16 protein-coding genes and 1 tRNA gene are annotated in these 16779 nt (G+C 72.1%); 13 read left to right on the top strand and 4 right to left on the bottom strand.

Annotated features, from left to right (window positions below; all coding sequences use genetic code 11):
- Positions 1 to 40: 40 nt before the first annotated feature.
- On the bottom strand, positions 41 to 1363 hold the full coding sequence (locus ACIQR3_RS11130) for an MFS transporter (RefSeq protein WP_403537250.1): 1323 nt from the start codon (positions 1361 to 1363) through the stop codon (positions 41 to 43).
- A 313-nt stretch (positions 1364 to 1676) separates the two neighbouring features.
- Positions 1677 to 3209 carry a potassium/proton antiporter gene (locus ACIQR3_RS11125; protein WP_403537787.1) on the bottom strand — a complete coding sequence of 511 codons (1533 nt, stop codon included), beginning with the start codon at positions 3207 to 3209 and terminating at the stop codon, positions 1677 to 1679.
- A gap of 394 nt (positions 3210 to 3603) precedes the next feature.
- Between ACIQR3_RS11125 and ACIQR3_RS11120 the strand changes: the two genes are divergently transcribed.
- Positions 3604 to 6441, top strand: a complete 2838-nt coding sequence (locus tag ACIQR3_RS11120) for a penicillin acylase family protein (protein WP_403537247.1) — start codon at positions 3604 to 3606, stop codon at positions 6439 to 6441.
- Between the two features lie 70 nt (positions 6442 to 6511).
- On the opposite strand, the gene ACIQR3_RS11115 is transcribed toward ACIQR3_RS11120, so the two are convergent.
- Entirely contained in the window at positions 6512 to 7165 is a 654-nt protein-coding gene (locus ACIQR3_RS11115) for a 5-formyltetrahydrofolate cyclo-ligase (protein ID WP_403537244.1), read from the bottom strand.
- Between the two features lie 92 nt (positions 7166 to 7257).
- On the opposite strand from ACIQR3_RS11115, the gene galU reads away from it, so the two are divergent.
- The 10 genes from galU to ACIQR3_RS11065 all read left to right on the top strand — a co-directional run bounded on the left by galU (position 7258) and on the right by ACIQR3_RS11065 (position 15487).
- Positions 7258 to 8160: a UTP--glucose-1-phosphate uridylyltransferase GalU gene (galU, locus tag ACIQR3_RS11110; protein ID WP_215166186.1), complete on the top strand. Its 903-nt coding sequence runs from the start codon at positions 7258 to 7260 to the stop codon at positions 8158 to 8160.
- Positions 8161 to 8165: 5 nt separating this feature from the next.
- Positions 8166 to 9503 carry a gephyrin-like molybdotransferase Glp gene (gene glp / locus ACIQR3_RS11105; protein WP_403537241.1) on the top strand — a complete coding sequence of 446 codons (1338 nt, stop codon included), beginning with the start codon at positions 8166 to 8168 and terminating at the stop codon, positions 9501 to 9503.
- Between the two features lie 117 nt (positions 9504 to 9620).
- The gene (moaC, locus tag ACIQR3_RS11100) at positions 9621 to 10100 is read left to right on the top strand and encodes a cyclic pyranopterin monophosphate synthase MoaC (RefSeq protein WP_403537239.1); all 480 of its coding nucleotides are present in this window, start codon (positions 9621 to 9623) and stop codon (positions 10098 to 10100) included.
- Entirely contained in the window at positions 10097 to 10621 is a 525-nt protein-coding gene (locus ACIQR3_RS11095; RefSeq protein ID WP_403537236.1) for a molybdenum cofactor biosynthesis protein B, read from the top strand. Before moaC ends, ACIQR3_RS11095 begins: the two co-directional genes overlap by 4 nt.
- A 26-nt stretch (positions 10622 to 10647) precedes the next feature.
- Positions 10648 to 11253 (top strand): GNAT family N-acetyltransferase, encoded by a 606-nt coding sequence (locus ACIQR3_RS11090; RefSeq protein WP_403537234.1) that lies wholly within the window; start codon positions 10648 to 10650, stop codon positions 11251 to 11253.
- Positions 11254 to 11387: 134 nt separating this feature from the next.
- On the top strand, positions 11388 to 12581 hold the full coding sequence (gene glpR, locus ACIQR3_RS11085; protein WP_403537231.1) for a gephyrin-like molybdotransferase receptor GlpR: 1194 nt from the start codon (positions 11388 to 11390) through the stop codon (positions 12579 to 12581).
- Between the two features lie 77 nt (positions 12582 to 12658).
- A tRNA-Ala gene (locus ACIQR3_RS11080) sits at positions 12659 to 12732 on the top strand.
- Between the two features lie 300 nt (positions 12733 to 13032).
- On the top strand, positions 13033 to 13836 hold the full coding sequence (locus tag ACIQR3_RS11075; RefSeq protein ID WP_403537228.1) for an alpha/beta fold hydrolase: 804 nt from the start codon (positions 13033 to 13035) through the stop codon (positions 13834 to 13836).
- Positions 13836 to 15122 carry a PP2C family protein-serine/threonine phosphatase gene (locus ACIQR3_RS11070; RefSeq protein WP_403537225.1) on the top strand — a complete coding sequence of 429 codons (1287 nt, stop codon included), beginning with the start codon at positions 13836 to 13838 and terminating at the stop codon, positions 15120 to 15122. Before ACIQR3_RS11075 ends, ACIQR3_RS11070 begins: the two co-directional genes overlap by 1 nt.
- Positions 15119 to 15487 (top strand): STAS domain-containing protein, encoded by a 369-nt coding sequence (locus ACIQR3_RS11065; RefSeq protein ID WP_403537222.1) that lies wholly within the window; start codon positions 15119 to 15121, stop codon positions 15485 to 15487. The genes ACIQR3_RS11070 and ACIQR3_RS11065 overlap by 4 nt, the downstream gene beginning before the upstream one ends.
- Positions 15488 to 15536: 49 nt before the next feature.
- Here the strand turns inward: ACIQR3_RS11065 and ACIQR3_RS11060 are convergent, their stop codons facing one another.
- On the bottom strand, positions 15537 to 15899 hold the full coding sequence (locus ACIQR3_RS11060) for a helix-turn-helix transcriptional regulator (protein WP_403537220.1): 363 nt from the start codon (positions 15897 to 15899) through the stop codon (positions 15537 to 15539).
- A 182-nt stretch (positions 15900 to 16081) separates the two neighbouring features.
- Here ACIQR3_RS11060 and ACIQR3_RS11055 point away from each other — a divergent pair, with 182 nt between their 5' ends.
- A complete protein-coding gene (locus ACIQR3_RS11055) occupies positions 16082 to 16387 on the top strand; it encodes an STAS domain-containing protein (protein ID WP_308114512.1) in 306 nt (101 codons plus the stop codon).
- Between the two features lie 143 nt (positions 16388 to 16530).
- Positions 16531 to 16773 (top strand): DUF5133 domain-containing protein, encoded by a 243-nt coding sequence (locus ACIQR3_RS11050; RefSeq protein WP_403537217.1) that lies wholly within the window; start codon positions 16531 to 16533, stop codon positions 16771 to 16773.
- Positions 16774 to 16779 lie beyond the last annotated feature (6 nt).

Raw genomic sequence — 16779 nt, 5'->3', positions numbered from 1 at the left:
TGAGTGCTAACGACGGTCCATAGTGACGTATTCCTCGGGATCAGTCCACTGCGGCGGGCTCGCGGTGACCGACGCCACGTGTCACGGTCCGCCCGGACGGCCGAGCCGTCAGCCGGGACCGCAGCGCCACGAGGGTCAGCAGGGCGAGCACCGTGCCCCCCATCGGCACCAGGAACCCGGCGCCTTCCCGGACCCTGTCCTCCAGCTGTCCGGCGACCGTGACGGCGGCCGCCTGGCCGAGCGCGACCGCGCCGGTCAGCCAGGTGAACGCCTCGGTGCGCGCCCCGGCCGGGACCAGGGACTCGACGAGGGTGTAGCCGGTGATCAGGGTGGGCGCGATGCACATGCCGACGAGCAGGCCGAGGCCCGCGAGGAGCGGCACGGACTGCGCGGCCCACAGGCCGGAGGCGGTCAGGGCCAGGGCGGTGTAGCCGACGAGGAGGCGCCGCTGCGGGGCCGCCTTCCAGGCGACGGCGCCGCAGACGACGCCGGAGAGCATGTTGCCCGCGGCGAAGGTGCCGTACAGGACGCCGTTCAGGCCGGGCTCGCCGATCGACTCGGTGAACGCGGCCAGCGCGACCTGCATGCCGCCGAAGACGGAACCGATGCCCAGGAAGGTCACGGCCAGCACTCGCACCCCGGGGACGCGCAGCGCCGGAACGTGCTCCACGCGCGCGTGCCCGCCGTCCTGCCCCGCGTCCTGCCCGGCGGCGCCGTCCGTGCCGACGGGCGGCTGGGTGCGCTTCTGCGCGGCGAAGAGCAGGCCGCCCAGCAGGGTCAGCGCGGCCTCCGTGACCAACCCGGCGGCCGGGTGCAGGGCCGTGCACAGGGCGGTGGCCAGGAGCGGGCCGACGACGAAGGTCAGCTCGTCGGTGACGGACTCGAAGGCCGCCGCGGTGGACATCAGCGGCGACCCCTTGAGCCGTACGCCCCAGCGGGCGCGGACCATGGGCCCGATCTGCGGCACCGAGGCGCCGGTGGGCACCGCCGCCGCGAACAGCGCCCACAACGGCGCGTCCGCCAGTGCCAGTCCCGTCAGGGCCAGCCCCGACAGCACATGGACCAGGACGCCGGGGACGAGGACCGCGCGCTGCCCGTGGCGGTCGGCGAGCCGTCCGCTGTAGGGGGCGAACAGCGCCATGGAGACGCCGGTGACGGCCGCGGCGGCGCCCGCGGCCCCGTAGGAGCCGGTGGTGTGCTGGACGAGGAGGACGATGGAGATCGTCAGCATCGCGAAGGGCTGGCGGGCGGCGAAGCCGGGGACCAGGAAGGTCCAGGCGCCGCGGGTGCGCAGCAGTTGCCCGTATCCCGGGCGCCGCTTCGTCTCTCGCGTCGTCTTCGACTCGGTGACCGTGGGTGCCACGGCCCGTGCCTTTCTGCCGCCTGGTGGCGCGGCCCCCCGTGCAAGGGCGGGTACGGGCGCCGAGAGCTGTCCTCTTGCGCGGACTGCGGTAGATACCGGAGCCGTCGAACAGGTGCAGCCCGGCCGCCATACGGTCGCGCCAGCTCTGCGTCAGGCAGAGTTGGTTCGATCAGGTGACCGTCCCATTGTATACAGCAGCCGTACAACAGCAGCGTGTACAGCACATACCGCAGCGTGTACAGCACATACCGCAGCCGTGTGCAGCCGCCGCCGCCGGAAATCCTCCGGAAACGAACGCGCCCAGGGCCTCACCTCACCCGGAACGTTCCTCCGCCCCGTCCGTCCCCAGCCACCCGGCGAGCTTGCCGCCCCGGCCCACCGCGCGCAGCCGCTTCTCGGCGGCGTCCCGTACCGGATCGGTGGCGACCACCAGCAGCTCGTCCCCGAGCCGCAGCACCGTCGACGGCAGCGGCACGAAGGAGGTGCCCTCGCGCACGACGAGGGTGACGGCGGCCCCGGCCGGCAGCCGCAGCTCGGCCACCTCCACGCCGCTCATCTTCGACCCGTCGGGGATCGCCACGGAGAGCAGATGCCCGCGCAGCCGTTCCAGGGGCGCCGACTCGATACCGAGGTCGGCCGCCCCGGAACCGCCGCCCAGGCTGAGCTTGCGGGCCAGCCACGGCAGCGTCGGCCCCTGGACCAGGGTGTAGACGACGACCAGGACGAAGACGATGTTGAAGATCCGCCGGCTGCCGTCGACGCCCTGCACCATGGGAATCGTGGCGAGCACGATCGGCACCGCGCCGCGCAGTCCCGCCCAGGACATCAGCGTCTGCTCCTGCCACGGCACCCGGAACGGCAGCAGGCACAGCACGACGCTCAGCGGTCTGGCCACCATGGTCAGCACCAGGCCGATGACGAGGGCGGGCAGGATGTCGTCGCCCAGTTCGTGCGGGGTGACCAGCAGGCCGAGCAGGACGAACATGCCGATCTGGGCGATCCAGCCGAGCCCGTCGGCGAACCCGCGGGTGGCCGGCCAGTGCGGCAGCTTGGCGTTGCCCATCACCATGGAGGCCAGGTAGACGGCGAGGAATCCGCTGCCGTGCGCCAGGGCACCGGCCGCGTAGGCGGTGACGGCGATCGCCATCACGGCGATCGGGTACAGGCCGGAGGCGGGCAGCGCGACGTGCCTGAGCCCCCAGGAGCCCAGCCAGCCCACCGCGAGCCCGATGGCCGCGCCGATGGCCAGCTCCAGGGCGATCTCGCCGACCAGCACGTACCAGTGCTCCATGGGGCCGGCCGTGGAGAAGGCGACCACCAGGATGACCACCGGGGCGTCGTTGAACCCCGACTCGGCCTCCAGGGTGCCCGTTATGCGGGAGGGCAGGGGGATGCGGCGCAGCACGGAGAAGACGGCCGCGGCGTCGGTCGAGGACACCACCGCCCCGATGATCAGTGCCTGCCGCCACTCCAGCCCCGTCAGGTAGTGGGCGCCCGCCGCGGTGACGCCGACGCTCACCGCGACGCCGGCCAGGGCCAGCGCGGAGGCGGCCGGCAGGGCGGGTCTCACCTCCTTCCACTTCGTGCCGAGGCCGCCCTCGGCCAGGATCACGACCAGGGCGGCGTAGCCGATGACCTGGGTCAGTTCGGCGTTGTCGAACTTGACGTCGCCGATGCCGTCCTGGCCCATGGCGATGCCGATCGCCAGGTAGACGAGCAGGCTCGGCAGCCCGCTGCGCGAGGAGATCCGGACCGCCGCGACGGCGATGAGCAGGACGAGCGAGCAGACGAGCAGGAGCTGGTTGAGGTGGTGGACAGTCAGGGGCCGTTCCTTCCGGCAGATGATGCGAACGTGACCGGCATGGAAAACATGACGGATGGTGCAGATGTGACGGATGCCGCAGATGTGCCCGGTGCCGCGAAGGTGACGGATGCTGCGAATGTGACGACGCGGCGGCCGGGCCGACGCCTGCGGACAGGTCCATCGAAGCCAACTACTTCGTTACCTTACCTAACTCTTGACGCTTTCTTGACGCGGACCTTGGCATGATCGAACGCCCGTCCACGCCTGTTCCCGACTCCGCGTCAAGGCCGGGCGAGCCCTGCGCCTATGGTTGCTCCAGCGTTCATTCAGTAGGAAGCGCAGCAGACAGCGCAGTAGAAAAGCAGCGCAGTAGTAAGCAGCGCAGAAGAAAGCACAGCCCGCCCCTGCCGCTCGTGTTAGGACAGCAAGGACAGCGATGCCCCCCACCAACACCGCCTCTTCGGGCCACCGGCCCGCCAAGTCCGCGAGGAAGAAGGGGCGCAGAGCCAAACTGATGGTCCTCGTGCTGGTGCTGGCCGTCATCGGTGGCCTCGCCTACGGGGCGTACTGGTCGATCAGCACCGTCCGGGCCTCGTTCCCGCAGACCAAGGGATCGATCACGCTGGACGGCCTGTCGGGGCCCGTCGACGTCAAGCGCGACTCGTACGGCATCCCGCAGATCTACGCCTCCTCCGACGCGGACCTGTTCATGGCGCAGGGCTACGTGCAGGCGCAAGACCGGTTCTACGAGATGGACGTGCGCCGGCACATGACCTCGGGGCGCCTGTCGGAGATGTTCGGCAAGGGCCAGGTCGAGAACGACGAGTTCCTGCGCACGCTGGGCTGGGACCGGGTGGCGGAGAAGGAGTACGAGGAGACGCTCTCCGACTCCACCAAGGAGTACCTCCAGGCGTACGCCAAGGGGGTCAACGCCTATCTGAAGGGCAAGGACGGCGCGGACATCTCCCTGGAGTACGCCGCGCTCGGCTTCACCAACGACTATCGGCCCGAGGAGTGGACCCCGGTCGACTCCGTCGCGTGGCTCAAGGCGATGGCCTGGGACCTGCGCGGCAACATGCAGGACGAGATCGACCGCGCCCTGATGACCAGCCGCCTGGGCCCGGAGCAGATCGCCGACCTGTACCCGGACTACCCGTACGACCGCAACAAGGCGATCGTCCAGGAGGGCCAGTACGACGAACTGACGGGCACCTTCGCGGGCGGCAACAGCGGTACGAGCGACAGCTCGGGCACGGCGGGCACGTCGGGAACGGCGGGCACCTCCGGTACGTCCGGTACGGCCGTCTCCGACGCCGCCGGCACGGCCACGGGCACCGCCACCGGCACCTCCGACGCCACCGGCACCTCGGTGCTGGAGAGCCAGCTCTCCGGCCTCCAGGACGTCCTGGACGACCTGCCCACCGCCGTCGGCGTGAACGGCGACGGCATCGGCTCCAACTCCTGGGTGGTCTCCGGCAAGCACACCATCACCGGCAAGCCGCTGCTGGCCAACGACCCGCACCTGTCCCCGTCGCTGCCCTCGGTCTGGTACCAGATGGGCCTGCACTGCCGCAGCGTCTCGGCCAAGTGCCAGTACGACGTCACCGGCTACACCTTCGCGGGCATGCCCGGCGTGATAATCGGACACAACCAGGAGATCGCCTGGGGCCTGACCAACTCCGGGATCGACGCCACCGACCTCTACCTGGAGAAGATCACCGGCGACGGCTACCAGTACGACGGCAAGGTGGTCCCCTTCGAGACGCGTGAGGAGACCATCAAGGTCGCCGGCGGTGCCTCCAAGAAGATCGTCGTCCGCGAGACCAACAACGGGCCCCTGCTCTCCGACCGCGACGACGAACTGGTCAAGGTCGGCAAGAAGGCCACCGTCGACGCCGCCGCGCCCGACCGCGGCGACGGCTACGGCGTCGCCCTGCGCTGGACCGCGCTGGAGGCCGGCACCACCATGGACGCCGTCTTCGAGATGGACCGCGCGGGGGACTGGAGCGAGTTCCGCGCCGCGGCGGCCAAGTTCGACGTGCCCTCGCAGAACCTGGTCTACGCCGACACCGAGGGCAACATCGGCTACACCCTGCCCGGCCGGATCCCGGTCCGCGCCGACGGCCACGACGGCTCCCTGCCGGCGCCGGGCTGGGACCCCGACTACAACTGGACCGGCAAGTACGTCGAGGACGACGAGCTGCCCTACGAGTACAACCCCGACCGCGGCTACATCGTCACCGCCAACCAGGCCGTCGTCGACGAGGACGCGTACCCGTACACCCTCACCACCGACTGGGGCTACGGCACCCGCAGCCAGCGGATCACCTCCCTGATCGAGGCGAAGATCAAGGACGGCGGCAAGGTCTCCACCGACGACATGCGCCAGATGCAGCTGGACAACAGCAGCGAGATCGCCAAGCTGCTGGTGCCCACGCTGCTGAAGATCGACGTCGAGGACGAGGACGTCCGCGAGGCGCAGAAGCTCCTGGAGGGCTGGGACTACACCCAGGACGCCGACTCGGCCGCCGCCGCGTACTTCAACGCCACCTGGCGCAACATCGTCAAGCTGGCCTTCGGCAACAAGCTGCCCAAGGAGCTGCGGGTCAAGGGCCAGTGCCTGTGGGTCGACCCGGTCAACACCACCGGCCCCGCCGACGAGACGCAGAAGGTCCGCGAGTGCGGCCAGCGCGAGGCGGACCAGGCCCAGCCGGACGGCGGCGACCGCTGGTTCGAGGTGGTCCGCACGCTGATGGACGACACCGACAGCGACTGGTGGACGACGCCCGACAACGGCACCCGCGACGGCGCCGACCACAACCGCGACGATCTGTTCAAGCGCGCCATGGTCGACGCCCGCTGGGAGCTGACCGCCAAGCTCGGCAAGGACATCGACACCTGGAGCTGGGGCCGGCTGCACCGCCTGTTCCTGAAGAACCAGACCCTGGGCACCGACGGCCCGAGCTTCCTGAAGTACGCCCTCAACCGCGGCCCCTGGGAGCTGAGCGGCGGCCAGGCCGCCGTCAACGCCACCGGCTGGAACGCGGCCGGCGGCTACGGAGTGCTCTGGGTGCCGTCCATGCGGATGGTGGTCAACCTCGACGACCTCGACAAGTCGCGGTGGATCAACCTCTCCGGCGCCTCCGGGCACGCCTTCAGCGCCCACTACACCGACCAGACCGAGAAGTGGGCCGAGGGCGAGCTGCTGCCCTGGTCGTTCTCGGAGAAGGCGGTCGACAAGAGCACGAGCGACACCCTGGTGCTCAAGCCGTAGCCATCCATCGTCGAGCACGGAAAACGGCCTCCACGCGCGCGTGGAGGCCGTTTTCCGTCTTCCGGGGCGCTCAGCGGAACCGCCGTACCCCCTCCGGCGTGACCACCGCGTCCACCGGCCGGTCGTGCGGCTCCCGCGGGACCCGGTCGACGACCTCGCCGCCGTACAGCAGCACCACCAGCACCGGCCGCACCCCTCCCCGCGCCCCTCCCCGCGCCGCTCCCGACCGTTCCAGCCGCGCCAGCACCCGGTCGTAGGAGCCGCCGCCGCGCCCCAGCCGCATGCCGCGTCCGTCGACCGCCAGCCCCGGCAGCAGCACCACGTCGGCCTCCGTCACCGCCTCCGGACCCAGCCGCCGCCCGGCGGGCTCCAGCAGCTCCATCCGCCCCCCGTGCCGCACACGCGCGAGCGAGCCCTCCCCGGTGGCCGCCCCCGTGTACGCGCCCCAGTCCAGGTCGCCGTCGGGGAGCAGGACGGGCAACAGCACGCGCACCCCCCGCGCGCACAGCGCGTCGAGCAGCGCGCGGGTGCCCGGTTCGGCGCCCACCGAGACGTACGCCGCCACCGTGCGCGCCCGCGCCAGCTCCGGCAGCCCGAGCGCCCGCTCCGCCAACGCCCGCGCCGTCACCCGCAGCTCATCGGCCGTCAACCTGTTCCTCGCCGCGACGACTTCGCGGCGCAACGTGCGCTTGTCAGGCTCGTCAGCGCGTCCGGTCCCGGTCAAGGTCGCTCCCGTACTGTGCCAATGTGCTCATATGAGCACTATCTCTTCGCAGGTGCTGATTCCCTGCGAAGGCAGCGGATATGGTGGCGGGCATGACTCAGTCGCACCCCAGGATCAGCAAGGCTGTCATTCCAGCAGCAGGTCTGGGCACCCGGTTCCTGCCGGCCACCAAGGCCACTCCCAAGGAGATGCTGCCGGTCGTGGACAAGCCGGCGATCCAGTACGTGGTCGAGGAGGCCGTCGCCGCCGGTCTCGACGACGTCCTCATGGTGACGGGCCGCAACAAGCGCCCCCTGGAGGACCACTTCGACCGCAACTACGAGCTGGAGTCGGCCCTGCAGAAGAAGGGCGACGCGGACCGGCTGGCCAAGGTGCAGGAGTCCAGCGACCTCGCGATGATCCACTACGTCCGCCAGGGCGACCCCAAGGGCCTCGGTCACGCCGTCCTCGCCGCCGCCCCGCACGTCGGCGACGAGCCCTTCGCGGTCCTCCTCGGCGACGACCTGATCGACCCGCGCGACCCTCTGCTCCAGCGCATGATCGAGGTCCAGGGGCAGTACGGCGGCAGCGTCATCGCCCTCATGGAGGTCGCCCCCGAGCAGATCCACCTCTACGGCTGCGCCGCCGTCGACACCACCGAGGACGGCGACGTCGTCAAGGTCAGCGGCCTGGTCGAGAAGCCCGACCCGGCCGACGCCCCCTCGAACTACGCCGTCATCGGCCGCTACGTCCTCGACCCGCACGTCTTCGACATACTGCGCCGGACCGAGCCGGGCCGCGGCGGCGAGATCCAGCTCACCGACGCCCTCCAGCAGCTCGCCACCGACGAGAAGGTCGGCGGCCCCGTGCACGGCGTCGTCTTCAAGGGCCGCCGCTATGACACCGGCGACCGCGGCGACTACCTGCGTGCCATTGTCAGACTCGCATGCGAACGTGAAGACCTGGGCCCGGACTTCCGGACCTGGCTTCGCAGTTACGTAGCCGAGGAGATGTAACGACGTTGAGCAGCCCCGCGCCCCGCACCACCGGTCACGACGGTCCCGCCGAGGACCGGCTGTGGTCGGTGGAGGACCACCTGGAGGACATCCTCGCCACGGTCCGGCCCCTGGAACCCATCGAGCTGAACCTCCTCGACGCCCAGGGCTGCGTCCTGGTCGAGGACGTCACGGTGCCGGTCTCCCTGCCACCGTTCGACAACAGCTCCATGGACGGGTACGCGGTGCGGGTCGCGGACGTCGCGGGCGCGAGCGAGGAGTTCCCGGCCTGCCTGGAAGTGGTCGGGGACGTCGCCGCGGGCGCCGCCGGGCAGCTCACCGTTGGCCCCGGCCAGGCCGCCCGCATCATGACCGGCGCCCCGCTGCCGCCCGGCGCCGAGACCGTCGTCCCCGTCGAGTGGACCGACGGCGGGCTCGGCGAGGGCCCGGTCACCGGGATGCGCGCCCGCAGCGCGGCCCCCGAGGGCGCCGCGGGCCAGGTGTACGTGTACCGCCCCGCCGAGGCCCGCGCGCACGTCCGCGCGGCGGGCAGCGACGTCAGGGCCGGCGACCGCGCCCTGGCGGCCGGCACCGTCCTCGGCCCGCCCCAGCTCGGCCTGCTCGCCGCGATCGGCCGGGGCAGGGTCCGCGTCCGCCCCCGCCCCCGCGTGGTCGTCCTGTCCACCGGCAGCGAACTCGTCCAGCCCGACGAGCAGCTGACCCACGGCCAGATCTACGACTCCAACAGCTTCGCCCTCACCGCCGCCGCCCGCGACGCCGGAGCCATCGCCTACCGCGTCGGCGCCGTCGCCGACGACGCCGAGACCCTGCGCTCCACCATCGAGGACCAGCTCGTCCGCGCCGACCTGATGGTCACCACCGGCGGCGTCAGCGTCGGCGCCTACGACGTCGTCAAGGAGGCCCTCGCCCACGTCGCCGACGAGGACGAGCCGGGCAGCGGCGTCGAGTTCCGCAAGCTCGCCATGCAGCCCGGCAAACCCCAGGGCTTCGGCTCCGTCGGCCCCGACCACACCCCGCTGCTCGCCCTGCCGGGCAACCCGGTGTCGTCGTACGTCTCCTTCGAGCTGTTCGTCCGCCCCGCGATCCGCACCCTCATGGGCCTCCCGGACGTCCACCGCCCCCGCACCACGGCGACCCTCACCGCCGAGCAGGCCCTGACCTCCCCGAAGGGCCGCCGCCAGTTCCTGCGCGGCACGTGCGCCGACGGCTCGGTCACCCCGGTCGGCGGCGCCGGTTCGCACCTGGTGGCCGCGCTCGCCCACGCCGACGCGCTGATCGTCGTACCCGAGGACGTGGAGAGCGTCGAGCCCGGCACCGAGGTCGAGGTCGTCCTGCTCGGCTGAGCGCGTCCGGCGGGCGGTCCTGCCCGGGTGCGCCGACCGGCAGGGGAGTACCGTGTCGCGCACAACTGGCCCCGCGCGGCGCACCGCGCCGGGCCCGGACCGGGAGCGCCACACAGCATGAGCACGCAGGACCGACTCACCCACCTCGACGAGGCGGGCGCCGCCCGTATGGTCGACGTCTCCCAGAAGGACGTGACCGCCCGCACCGCCCGCGCCAGCGGACGGGTGCTGGTCGCCCCCGAGGTCGTCGAGCTGCTGCGCGGCGCGGGCGTCCCCAAGGGCGACGCCCTGGCCACCGCGCGGATCGCGGGCATCATGGGCGCCAAGCGCACCCCCGACCTGATCCCGCTGTGCCACCCGTTGTCGGTGTCGGGTGTGACACTGGACCTGTCGGTCGCGGACGACGCCGTGGAGATCGTCGCCACCGTGAAGACGACGGACCGCACGGGCGTCGAGATGGAGGCGCTCACCGCGGTCTCCGTCGCCGCGCTCACCGTGATCGACATGGTGAAGGCGGTCGACAAGGGAGCGGTCATCACGGACGTACGGGTCGAGGAGAAGACGGGCGGCAAGTCGGGCGACTGGAGCCGGGCATGACGTCCGGTACCGGATACCGCGCTCTGGTCGTCACCGCCTCCAACCGGGCCGCCGCCGGGATCTACGAGGACAAGGGCGGCCCCCTGATCGCCGAGGGCCTCGCCCGCCTCGGCTTCGCCGTCGACGGCCCCCGCGTCGTCCCCGACGGCGACCCGGTCGAGGCCGCCCTGCGTGCGGGCGTCGACGCCGGGTACGACGTGATCGTCACCACCGGCGGCACGGGCCTGTCGCCCACCGACCGCACCCCCGAGGCGACCCGCGCGGTGATCGGCCACGAGGTGCCGGGCATCGCGGAGGCGATCCGGGCCTACGGCCGGGACAAGGTGCCCACCGCGGCGCTCTCCCGCGGCCTGGCCGGGGTGGCGGGGAGCACGCTCGTCGTCAACCTGCCCGGGTCCACCGGCGGAGTGAAGGACGGACTGGCCGTACTGGAACCCCTCCTGCGCCACGCCGTCGACCAGATCCGCGGCGGCGACCACCCCAGACCGAACAGCAGCCCGAACGGCGGGGGTGCGAGCTGAACAGCCCCTCCTGGCCCGCGGAGCTGGTGGACGGCGACATCGTCCTGCGGCCCATAAAGCTGCGCGACCAGCGGGCCTGGCGCGAGGTCAACCGGCGCAACCGGGACTGGCTGCGGCCCTGGGAGGCCACCATCCCGCCGCCCGGCCCGGGCGGGCCGCTCGCCCACCGGCCGACCTACCGCCAGATGGTGCGCCACCTGCGCTCCGAGGCGAACGCGGGCCGGATGCTGCCGTTCGTCATCGAGTACCAGGGCCGGCTGGTGGGGCAGCTGACCGTCGCCGGCATCACCTGGGGGTCGATGTGCTCCGGGCACGTCGGCTACTGGGTGGACGAGGCGGTGGCCGGCCGCGGGGTGATGCCGACGGCCGTGGCACTCGCCGTCGACCACTGTTTCCACACCGTCGGCCTGCACCGCATCGAGGTCTGCATTCGCCCCGAGAACGGCCCCAGCCGCCGGGTCGTGGAGAAACTCGGATTCCGCGAAGAGGGTCTCAGGCCGCGCTATCTCCACATCGACGGCGCCTGGCGCGACCACCTCGTCTTCGCGCTGACCGCGGAGGAGGTGCCGGAGGGCCTGCTGCGCCGCTGGCGCCGCAGCCGGGCCACTCAGGACACCTCCGGAATTGAATAAACGTTCGAATTAAGCTCACCCGGACCCGTGAATTGTCATCAGTCCGAAAAAAATTTTGAAATATCAGCCAGATCGTGCGACACACCGGCTCAATTGGCGGATCCCCTCGCGCACATCCCTCTACCGTGTGAGGCGTGAGCAGCAGCGGCCTCATCTACGCAGTCATTGTCGGGGCCTGGGCCGCCTACTTGGTGCCGATGTGGCTCCGTAGGCAGGACGAGCTGAACGAGGCCCGTCCGACGGAACGCTTCAGCACCGCCATCCGGCTCCTGTCCGGACGGGCGGGCATGGAGCGCCGGTACGCCAAGGACCTGCGGGCGCGCTCCGCCGACGAGGGGGAGCCCGACGCCGGCGACCCGGACGCCGTCACCGACTCGGTGGACGTCCGGGCCTTCGCCGTGTCCCGGACCAGAACGGAGGTCCGCCCGCCGGCCCCCGCCGCCCCGCAGTCCCCGCAGCCGGCGGCCCCCGGGCGTCCCGCCCGGCGCGACGCCGGTGACCGGGCGGCGGCCCAGGCCGCGGCGGCCCGCGCCCGGCGCACCAAGGTGCTGGCCCGCCGGCGGCGGACCACCGTGGTGCTCTTCCTCGCCTTCACGCTCGGCGCGATGGTCGCCGCGGTGGGCGGGCTCGCGTTCCTGTGGGCGCCCGCCGTGCCCGCCGTGCTGCTCAGCGCGTACATCGCCTACCTCCGGGCCCAGGAGCGGCGCCGCTTCGCCTTCCAGATGGACCGCCGCCGCGCCGAGGTCGCCGCCCAGCGGCTGCGGGAGCGCGGCACCCGGCCCCGCAGGCGGGCCACGGCCGACGCCGGCGCCGAGCCCGACGCCGAGGAACCGCACGAGGCCCCCGGCGCGGAGACCGACCCCGGCCTGTCGGCGCTGGCCGCCGACCGGCGGGCGCTGGTCGAGCAGACCGACCACGCCGAGTGGGTCGACCAGCAGCGCGAGCGGCAGCGGCGCCCCGGGCAGGGCGAGAGCTGGGACCCGGTGCCGGTGCCGCTGCCGACGTACGTGACCGCGCCGGTCGCCCCCCGGGCCACGGCCGGTGTGGACCTCAGCGCGCCCGACGCGTGGAGCTCCGCGCGCTCCAGCGCCGCCGCCCCGGACCGTCCGGAGGAGACCGGCGGCGACACGGCCTCCGACGCCGAGCCGGACACCGCGCCCGGCCGTGCCGAGTCGTCCGCCGAGTCCGCCGCCGAGGACCGGCAGCAGGGACCGGCCCGCCGCGGCGGACGCCGCGCCGCGTCCGCCCGCCGGTCCCGGGAGCGGGGCCGCACCCCGCTGTTCGACCAGTACGAGGACGGCGACCGCCCCAAGGCCGCCAACGAGTAGCCCGCCGGGCCCTCCCGCTGCTCCGGAACGGATTTTTGAGCAGGCCGGGAGGGGTGCTAGAGTTTCACTCGTTGCAAGGGCCTGTGGCGCAGTCCGGTAGCGCACCTCGTTCGCATCGAGGGGGCCAGGGGTTCAAATCCCCTCAGGTCCACCGCAATGACTGTCCTTGAGTCGTCTCAGGGGCGGTTGACCGAGGATCCCGTCCGATCGTGATGATCGGGCGGGATCTTCGGCGTTTCCGAGGCTTTGTCGTGTGGGGGAGCGGTGCGTGGGGCGATCCCCCGCGCACCGGCGGGAGTTGTACGGCACACGGCGGGCCGGGCCACTCGGCGGGCGGGAGTTGGACGGCGGCCCGGCGGCGGTGGCCGCGCCAGCCCGGGGGCGCCGGCGGCAGTCCCGCCGGCGAGGAGTGGAGACGCCGGGTCGGACGGTGCCTGAGAGAGTGGTGCGTATGGATGTCGAACGCAGGAACAATGTGACGGTCACCGGGAACCCGCGGGGGCGGACGGTGGTGCTCGCCCACGGGTTCGGATGTGATCAGAACATGTGGCGGCTGACGGTGCCCGCCCTGGTGGACGACTACCGGGTGGTGCTGTTCGACTACGTGGGTTCCGGCCGCTCGGACCTGTCCGCGTTCTCCCCGGAGCGCTACGCGGCGCTGGACGGCTACGCCCGTGACGCGGTCGAGGTGTGCGAGGCGCTCGACCTGCGCGACGCCGTGTTCGTGGGGCACTCGGTGAGCGCGATGATCGGAGTGCTGGCCGCCGGAATGGCGCCGGAGCGGATCGGGGCGCTGGTGATGGTGGCGCCGTCGCCGCGCTACATCGACGACGAGGGCTACCGGGGCGGGTTCAGCGCCGAGGACATCGACGAACTGCTGGCCTCCCTGGAGGCGAACTACCTGGGCTGGTCGGCGACGATGGCGCCCCTGATCATGGGCAACGCGGACCGGCCCGAGCTGGGCGAGGAACTGACGAACAGCTTCTGCGCCACGGATCCGGCCATGGCGCGCGTCTTCGCCCAGGCCACGTTCCTGTCGGACTCGCGGGACGACCTGAAGGGCGTGAGCGTGCCGACGCTGGTGCTGGAGTGCCTCCAGGACGTCATCGCCCCCCGGGAGGTCGGTGCGTTCGTCCACCGGACGGTATCCGGGTCGGAGCTGGTCACGCTCGACGCCACGGGGCACTGCCCCCACCTGTCCGCGCCGGAGGCGACCAACGAGGCGATCACCGACTTCCTGGCGCGTCTGCGGTGATGTGCCGCACCGGCCAGCAGCCGGACCCGTACGACGCCGACGACCCACGGACCGCGGGCGCGGCTTTCGCCTCGCTCCTGGAGGACAGCGCCGAGGAGTTGTACGAGAGCGCGCCGTGCGGCTATCTGTCGACGCTGATGGACGGCACCATCGCCAAGGTCAACGCGACGCTGCTGGACTGGCTGGGTCTCGAACGGGAGGCCGTGGTGGGCCGCATGCGGTTCACCGACCTGCTGACCGTGGGCGGCAAGCTGTACCACGAGACCCACTTCGCGCCGCTGCTGCGGATGCAGGGGGAGGTCAGCGGAATAGCCCTGGAGATCAGACAGGCCGGCGGCGGCCGGATACCGGTGCTGGTCTCCTCCGTGGTCAAGCACGGCAGTACCGGTGAGTCCCTGCTGATCCGCAGCACCGTCTTCGACGCCCGGCAGCGCCGCGCCTACGAAGAGGAACTGCTGCGAGCCCGCAAGGAGGCGGAGGAGGCACGCGCCGCGGCGGAGGCCGACCGGGCCCGGTTGCAGGACGCCCTGGCCGCGCTCCAGCAGTCGCTGCTGCCGGCCACCCTGCCGTCGGTACCGGGGGTGGAGGCGGCCGTGCACTACCGCACCGCGTCCCCGGACCGGCTCGGCGGCGACTTCTACGACCTCTTCCCCATCGGCGGCGGACGCTTCGCCTTCTTCCTCGGCGACGTGTGCGGCAAGGGGCCCCAGGCCGCCGCGGTCACCTCGCTGACCCGCTACACCCTGCGCGCCGCCGCCGTGCACGACCCCGACCCCGTCTCCGCCCTGACGACGCTCAACCAGGTGCTCCACGAGCGCTACACCGGCGGCGACCCGCGCTACTGCACCGTCATCTTCGGCGTCCTCGACCCCGACCCGCGCACCGGCCAGGTCACCGTCCGTATCGCCTCCGGCGGGCACCCCCCGGCCCTGGTCCTGCGCGCCGACGGTACCGCCGGCTTCCTGCCGACCCCCGGTGGTCTCCTCGTCGGTGTCCTGCCCGACGCCACCTTCGCCACCGCCACGACCCTCGTCGGCCCCGGCGACACCCTGGTGCTGTACACCGACGGCCTCACCGAAGCCCGTACCAGCGAGGACCGCGCCAGCCTCTACGGCGACGAGGCCCTGCTCGATTTCGCCCGGGACCGCGCCGGCCGGTCCCCGCAGGCCGTGATCCAGGACCTGACCGGCCTGCTGGACTCCTTCGGTGACGGCCTCGACGACGACACCGCCCTGCTCGCTCTGGGCGTCCCCGCCCACGCCCCCCGGACCGAAGCCACCGCATGAGCCCGCTGAACATCACCACCCGGAACGCCCCCGACGGCCCTGTCCTGGAGATCGTCGGCGACCTCGACTACGCCACCGCGGGCCGCCTGCGCGAACTGCTCGCCACCCTCACCCTCCGGCCGGGGCAGCGCCTCGTGCTGGATCTGGCCGGGATGGAGTTCTGCGACTCCAGCGGCATCACCGCCCTGATCGTCGCCCACAACCAGGCCCAGGCAGCCCGGGCCGGCATCGCGCTGACCGGGGTGCCCGGCCACACCCTGCGGGTGCTGCGCCTCGTGGGCCTGGACCAGATCTTCGCGCTGGACCCCGACAGCGGCGCCGCCGACGGCCCCGACCCGTCCGGGCGTCCCGCTGGGGCAGCCTGAGACGACCGGCCGTGGCGGTCCTTCGCTCCGCCGTTACCGCGAGCCGCCGTTACCGCGTGCCGTTGCTGCCGGCCAGGTGGGGCAGCTGCCCGCTGGGCCCGTGCGCGCGGTCGCTCTCGTCCCGCACCAGGAGGGACAGCAGAGAGGCCACGGTCAGGCCCGCCTCCGCCGGGTGACGCAGCACCTTGTCCGGCTGGACGCGGTAGGTGTTGGTGCGGCCGTCGCGGGTGTGGGAGAGGTAACCGTCCTGTTCGAGGTCGGAGATGATCCGCTGGACGGCGCGCTCGGTCAGCCGGCAGTGAGCGGCGATGTCGCGGATCCGGACGTTGGGGTTGTCGGCGATGACCGCCAGCACACGGGCGTGGTTGGTGACGAACGTCCATCCGGAGTGGGATTCAGGCACTGGAACCATGCACAGCATTTTAGGGACGACTTTTGCCGGACGCTCGTTACATGACATAGTTTTCACGTAACGAAGAACCGTCTTGTCTCGGGGAGTGCAGGAGGGACCCCAGGGTGTCAGTGAACGAAGCGGCAACAGGGTGTGCGAGCCAGGACGACACGCGTCGGCCGCGAGCGGTGGACGGGGCCACGGTGGCGCAGTACGAATGGCGCGGCGCCCGGGTCATCGGTGCGAGAGGCGCCTACGACGCGTCCTCGATCGAGCCCTTGGCGCAGGCGCTGGCCGCCGCGGCCGAGGAGTGTCCGAGAGTGGTCCTGGACGCCTCGGAGATCACCTTCGCGGACTCCGCGCTGTTGAACCTGCTGATTCTCACCCGCCGGACGGTCGACCTCCGGGTGGCCGCCCCGGCGCGCCAGGTGCGGCGGCTGCTGCAGTTGACCGGGGTCGACACCCTGCTCACGGTGCGGGAGACGGTGGCGGAGGCCGCCGTCTGCTAGCCGCCCCCCTCCTGCCGGGGATCCACGTCGGCCCCGGCTCTTCGCGCAGGCGTGAATCCGCCGAGGAGGGGCATTCGTCGACGTGCCGCTGTCCAAGGCTTCGCGGTGTCCCCGTACGGGGCTTGTGAGGGAGAGGTATCACCATGATCGTTCCGGCGGAGAAGGAACTGCGCGCGGTGCTGGCCCGGTTCGCCCAGGCGCGCATCGACCACGATGTGCACCCCACCGGCCGCACGAGCAAGGCTCTCGAGGACGCCACGTACACGTTGTGCGTGATGACCGGGGCCCGCACCGCCGAGCAGGCGCTGCGCACGGCGGACGCGCTGCTCGAGCAGTACGCCGGCCGTACGGGGGTCTCCCGCGAGAGCGCGACGCTGGCGGCGTAGGGCGGC

It is taken from the genome of Streptomyces sp. NPDC090994 (assembly GCF_044768905.1).
Classification (GTDB): Bacteria; Actinomycetota; Actinomycetes; order Streptomycetales; family Streptomycetaceae; genus Streptomyces.
This window is presented reverse-complemented; position numbering and strand designations above follow the sequence as displayed.

What these genes read in the sequence shown, in the direction of transcription:
- galU (WP_215166186.1), top strand. Translation starts at nt 7,258, where the DNA reads ATGACTCAGTCGCACCCCAGGATCAGCAAGGCTGTCATTCCAGCAGCA.
- ACIQR3_RS11120 (WP_403537247.1), top strand. Translation starts at nt 3,604, where the DNA reads ATGCCCCCCACCAACACCGCCTCTTCGGGCCACCGGCCCGCCAAGTCC.
- ACIQR3_RS11065 (WP_403537222.1), top strand. Translation starts at nt 15,119, where the DNA reads ATGAGCCCGCTGAACATCACCACCCGGAACGCCCCCGACGGCCCTGTC.
- ACIQR3_RS11075 (WP_403537228.1), top strand. Translation starts at nt 13,033, where the DNA reads ATGGATGTCGAACGCAGGAACAATGTGACGGTCACCGGGAACCCGCGG.
- ACIQR3_RS11050 (WP_403537217.1), top strand. Translation starts at nt 16,531, where the DNA reads ATGATCGTTCCGGCGGAGAAGGAACTGCGCGCGGTGCTGGCCCGGTTC.
- moaC (WP_403537239.1), top strand. Translation starts at nt 9,621, where the DNA reads ATGAGCACGCAGGACCGACTCACCCACCTCGACGAGGCGGGCGCCGCC.
- ACIQR3_RS11060 (WP_403537220.1), bottom strand. Translation starts at nt 15,899, where the DNA reads ATGGTTCCAGTGCCTGAATCCCACTCCGGATGGACGTTCGTCACCAAC.
- ACIQR3_RS11070 (WP_403537225.1), top strand. Translation starts at nt 13,836, where the DNA reads ATGTGCCGCACCGGCCAGCAGCCGGACCCGTACGACGCCGACGACCCA.
- ACIQR3_RS11095 (WP_403537236.1), top strand. Translation starts at nt 10,097, where the DNA reads ATGACGTCCGGTACCGGATACCGCGCTCTGGTCGTCACCGCCTCCAAC.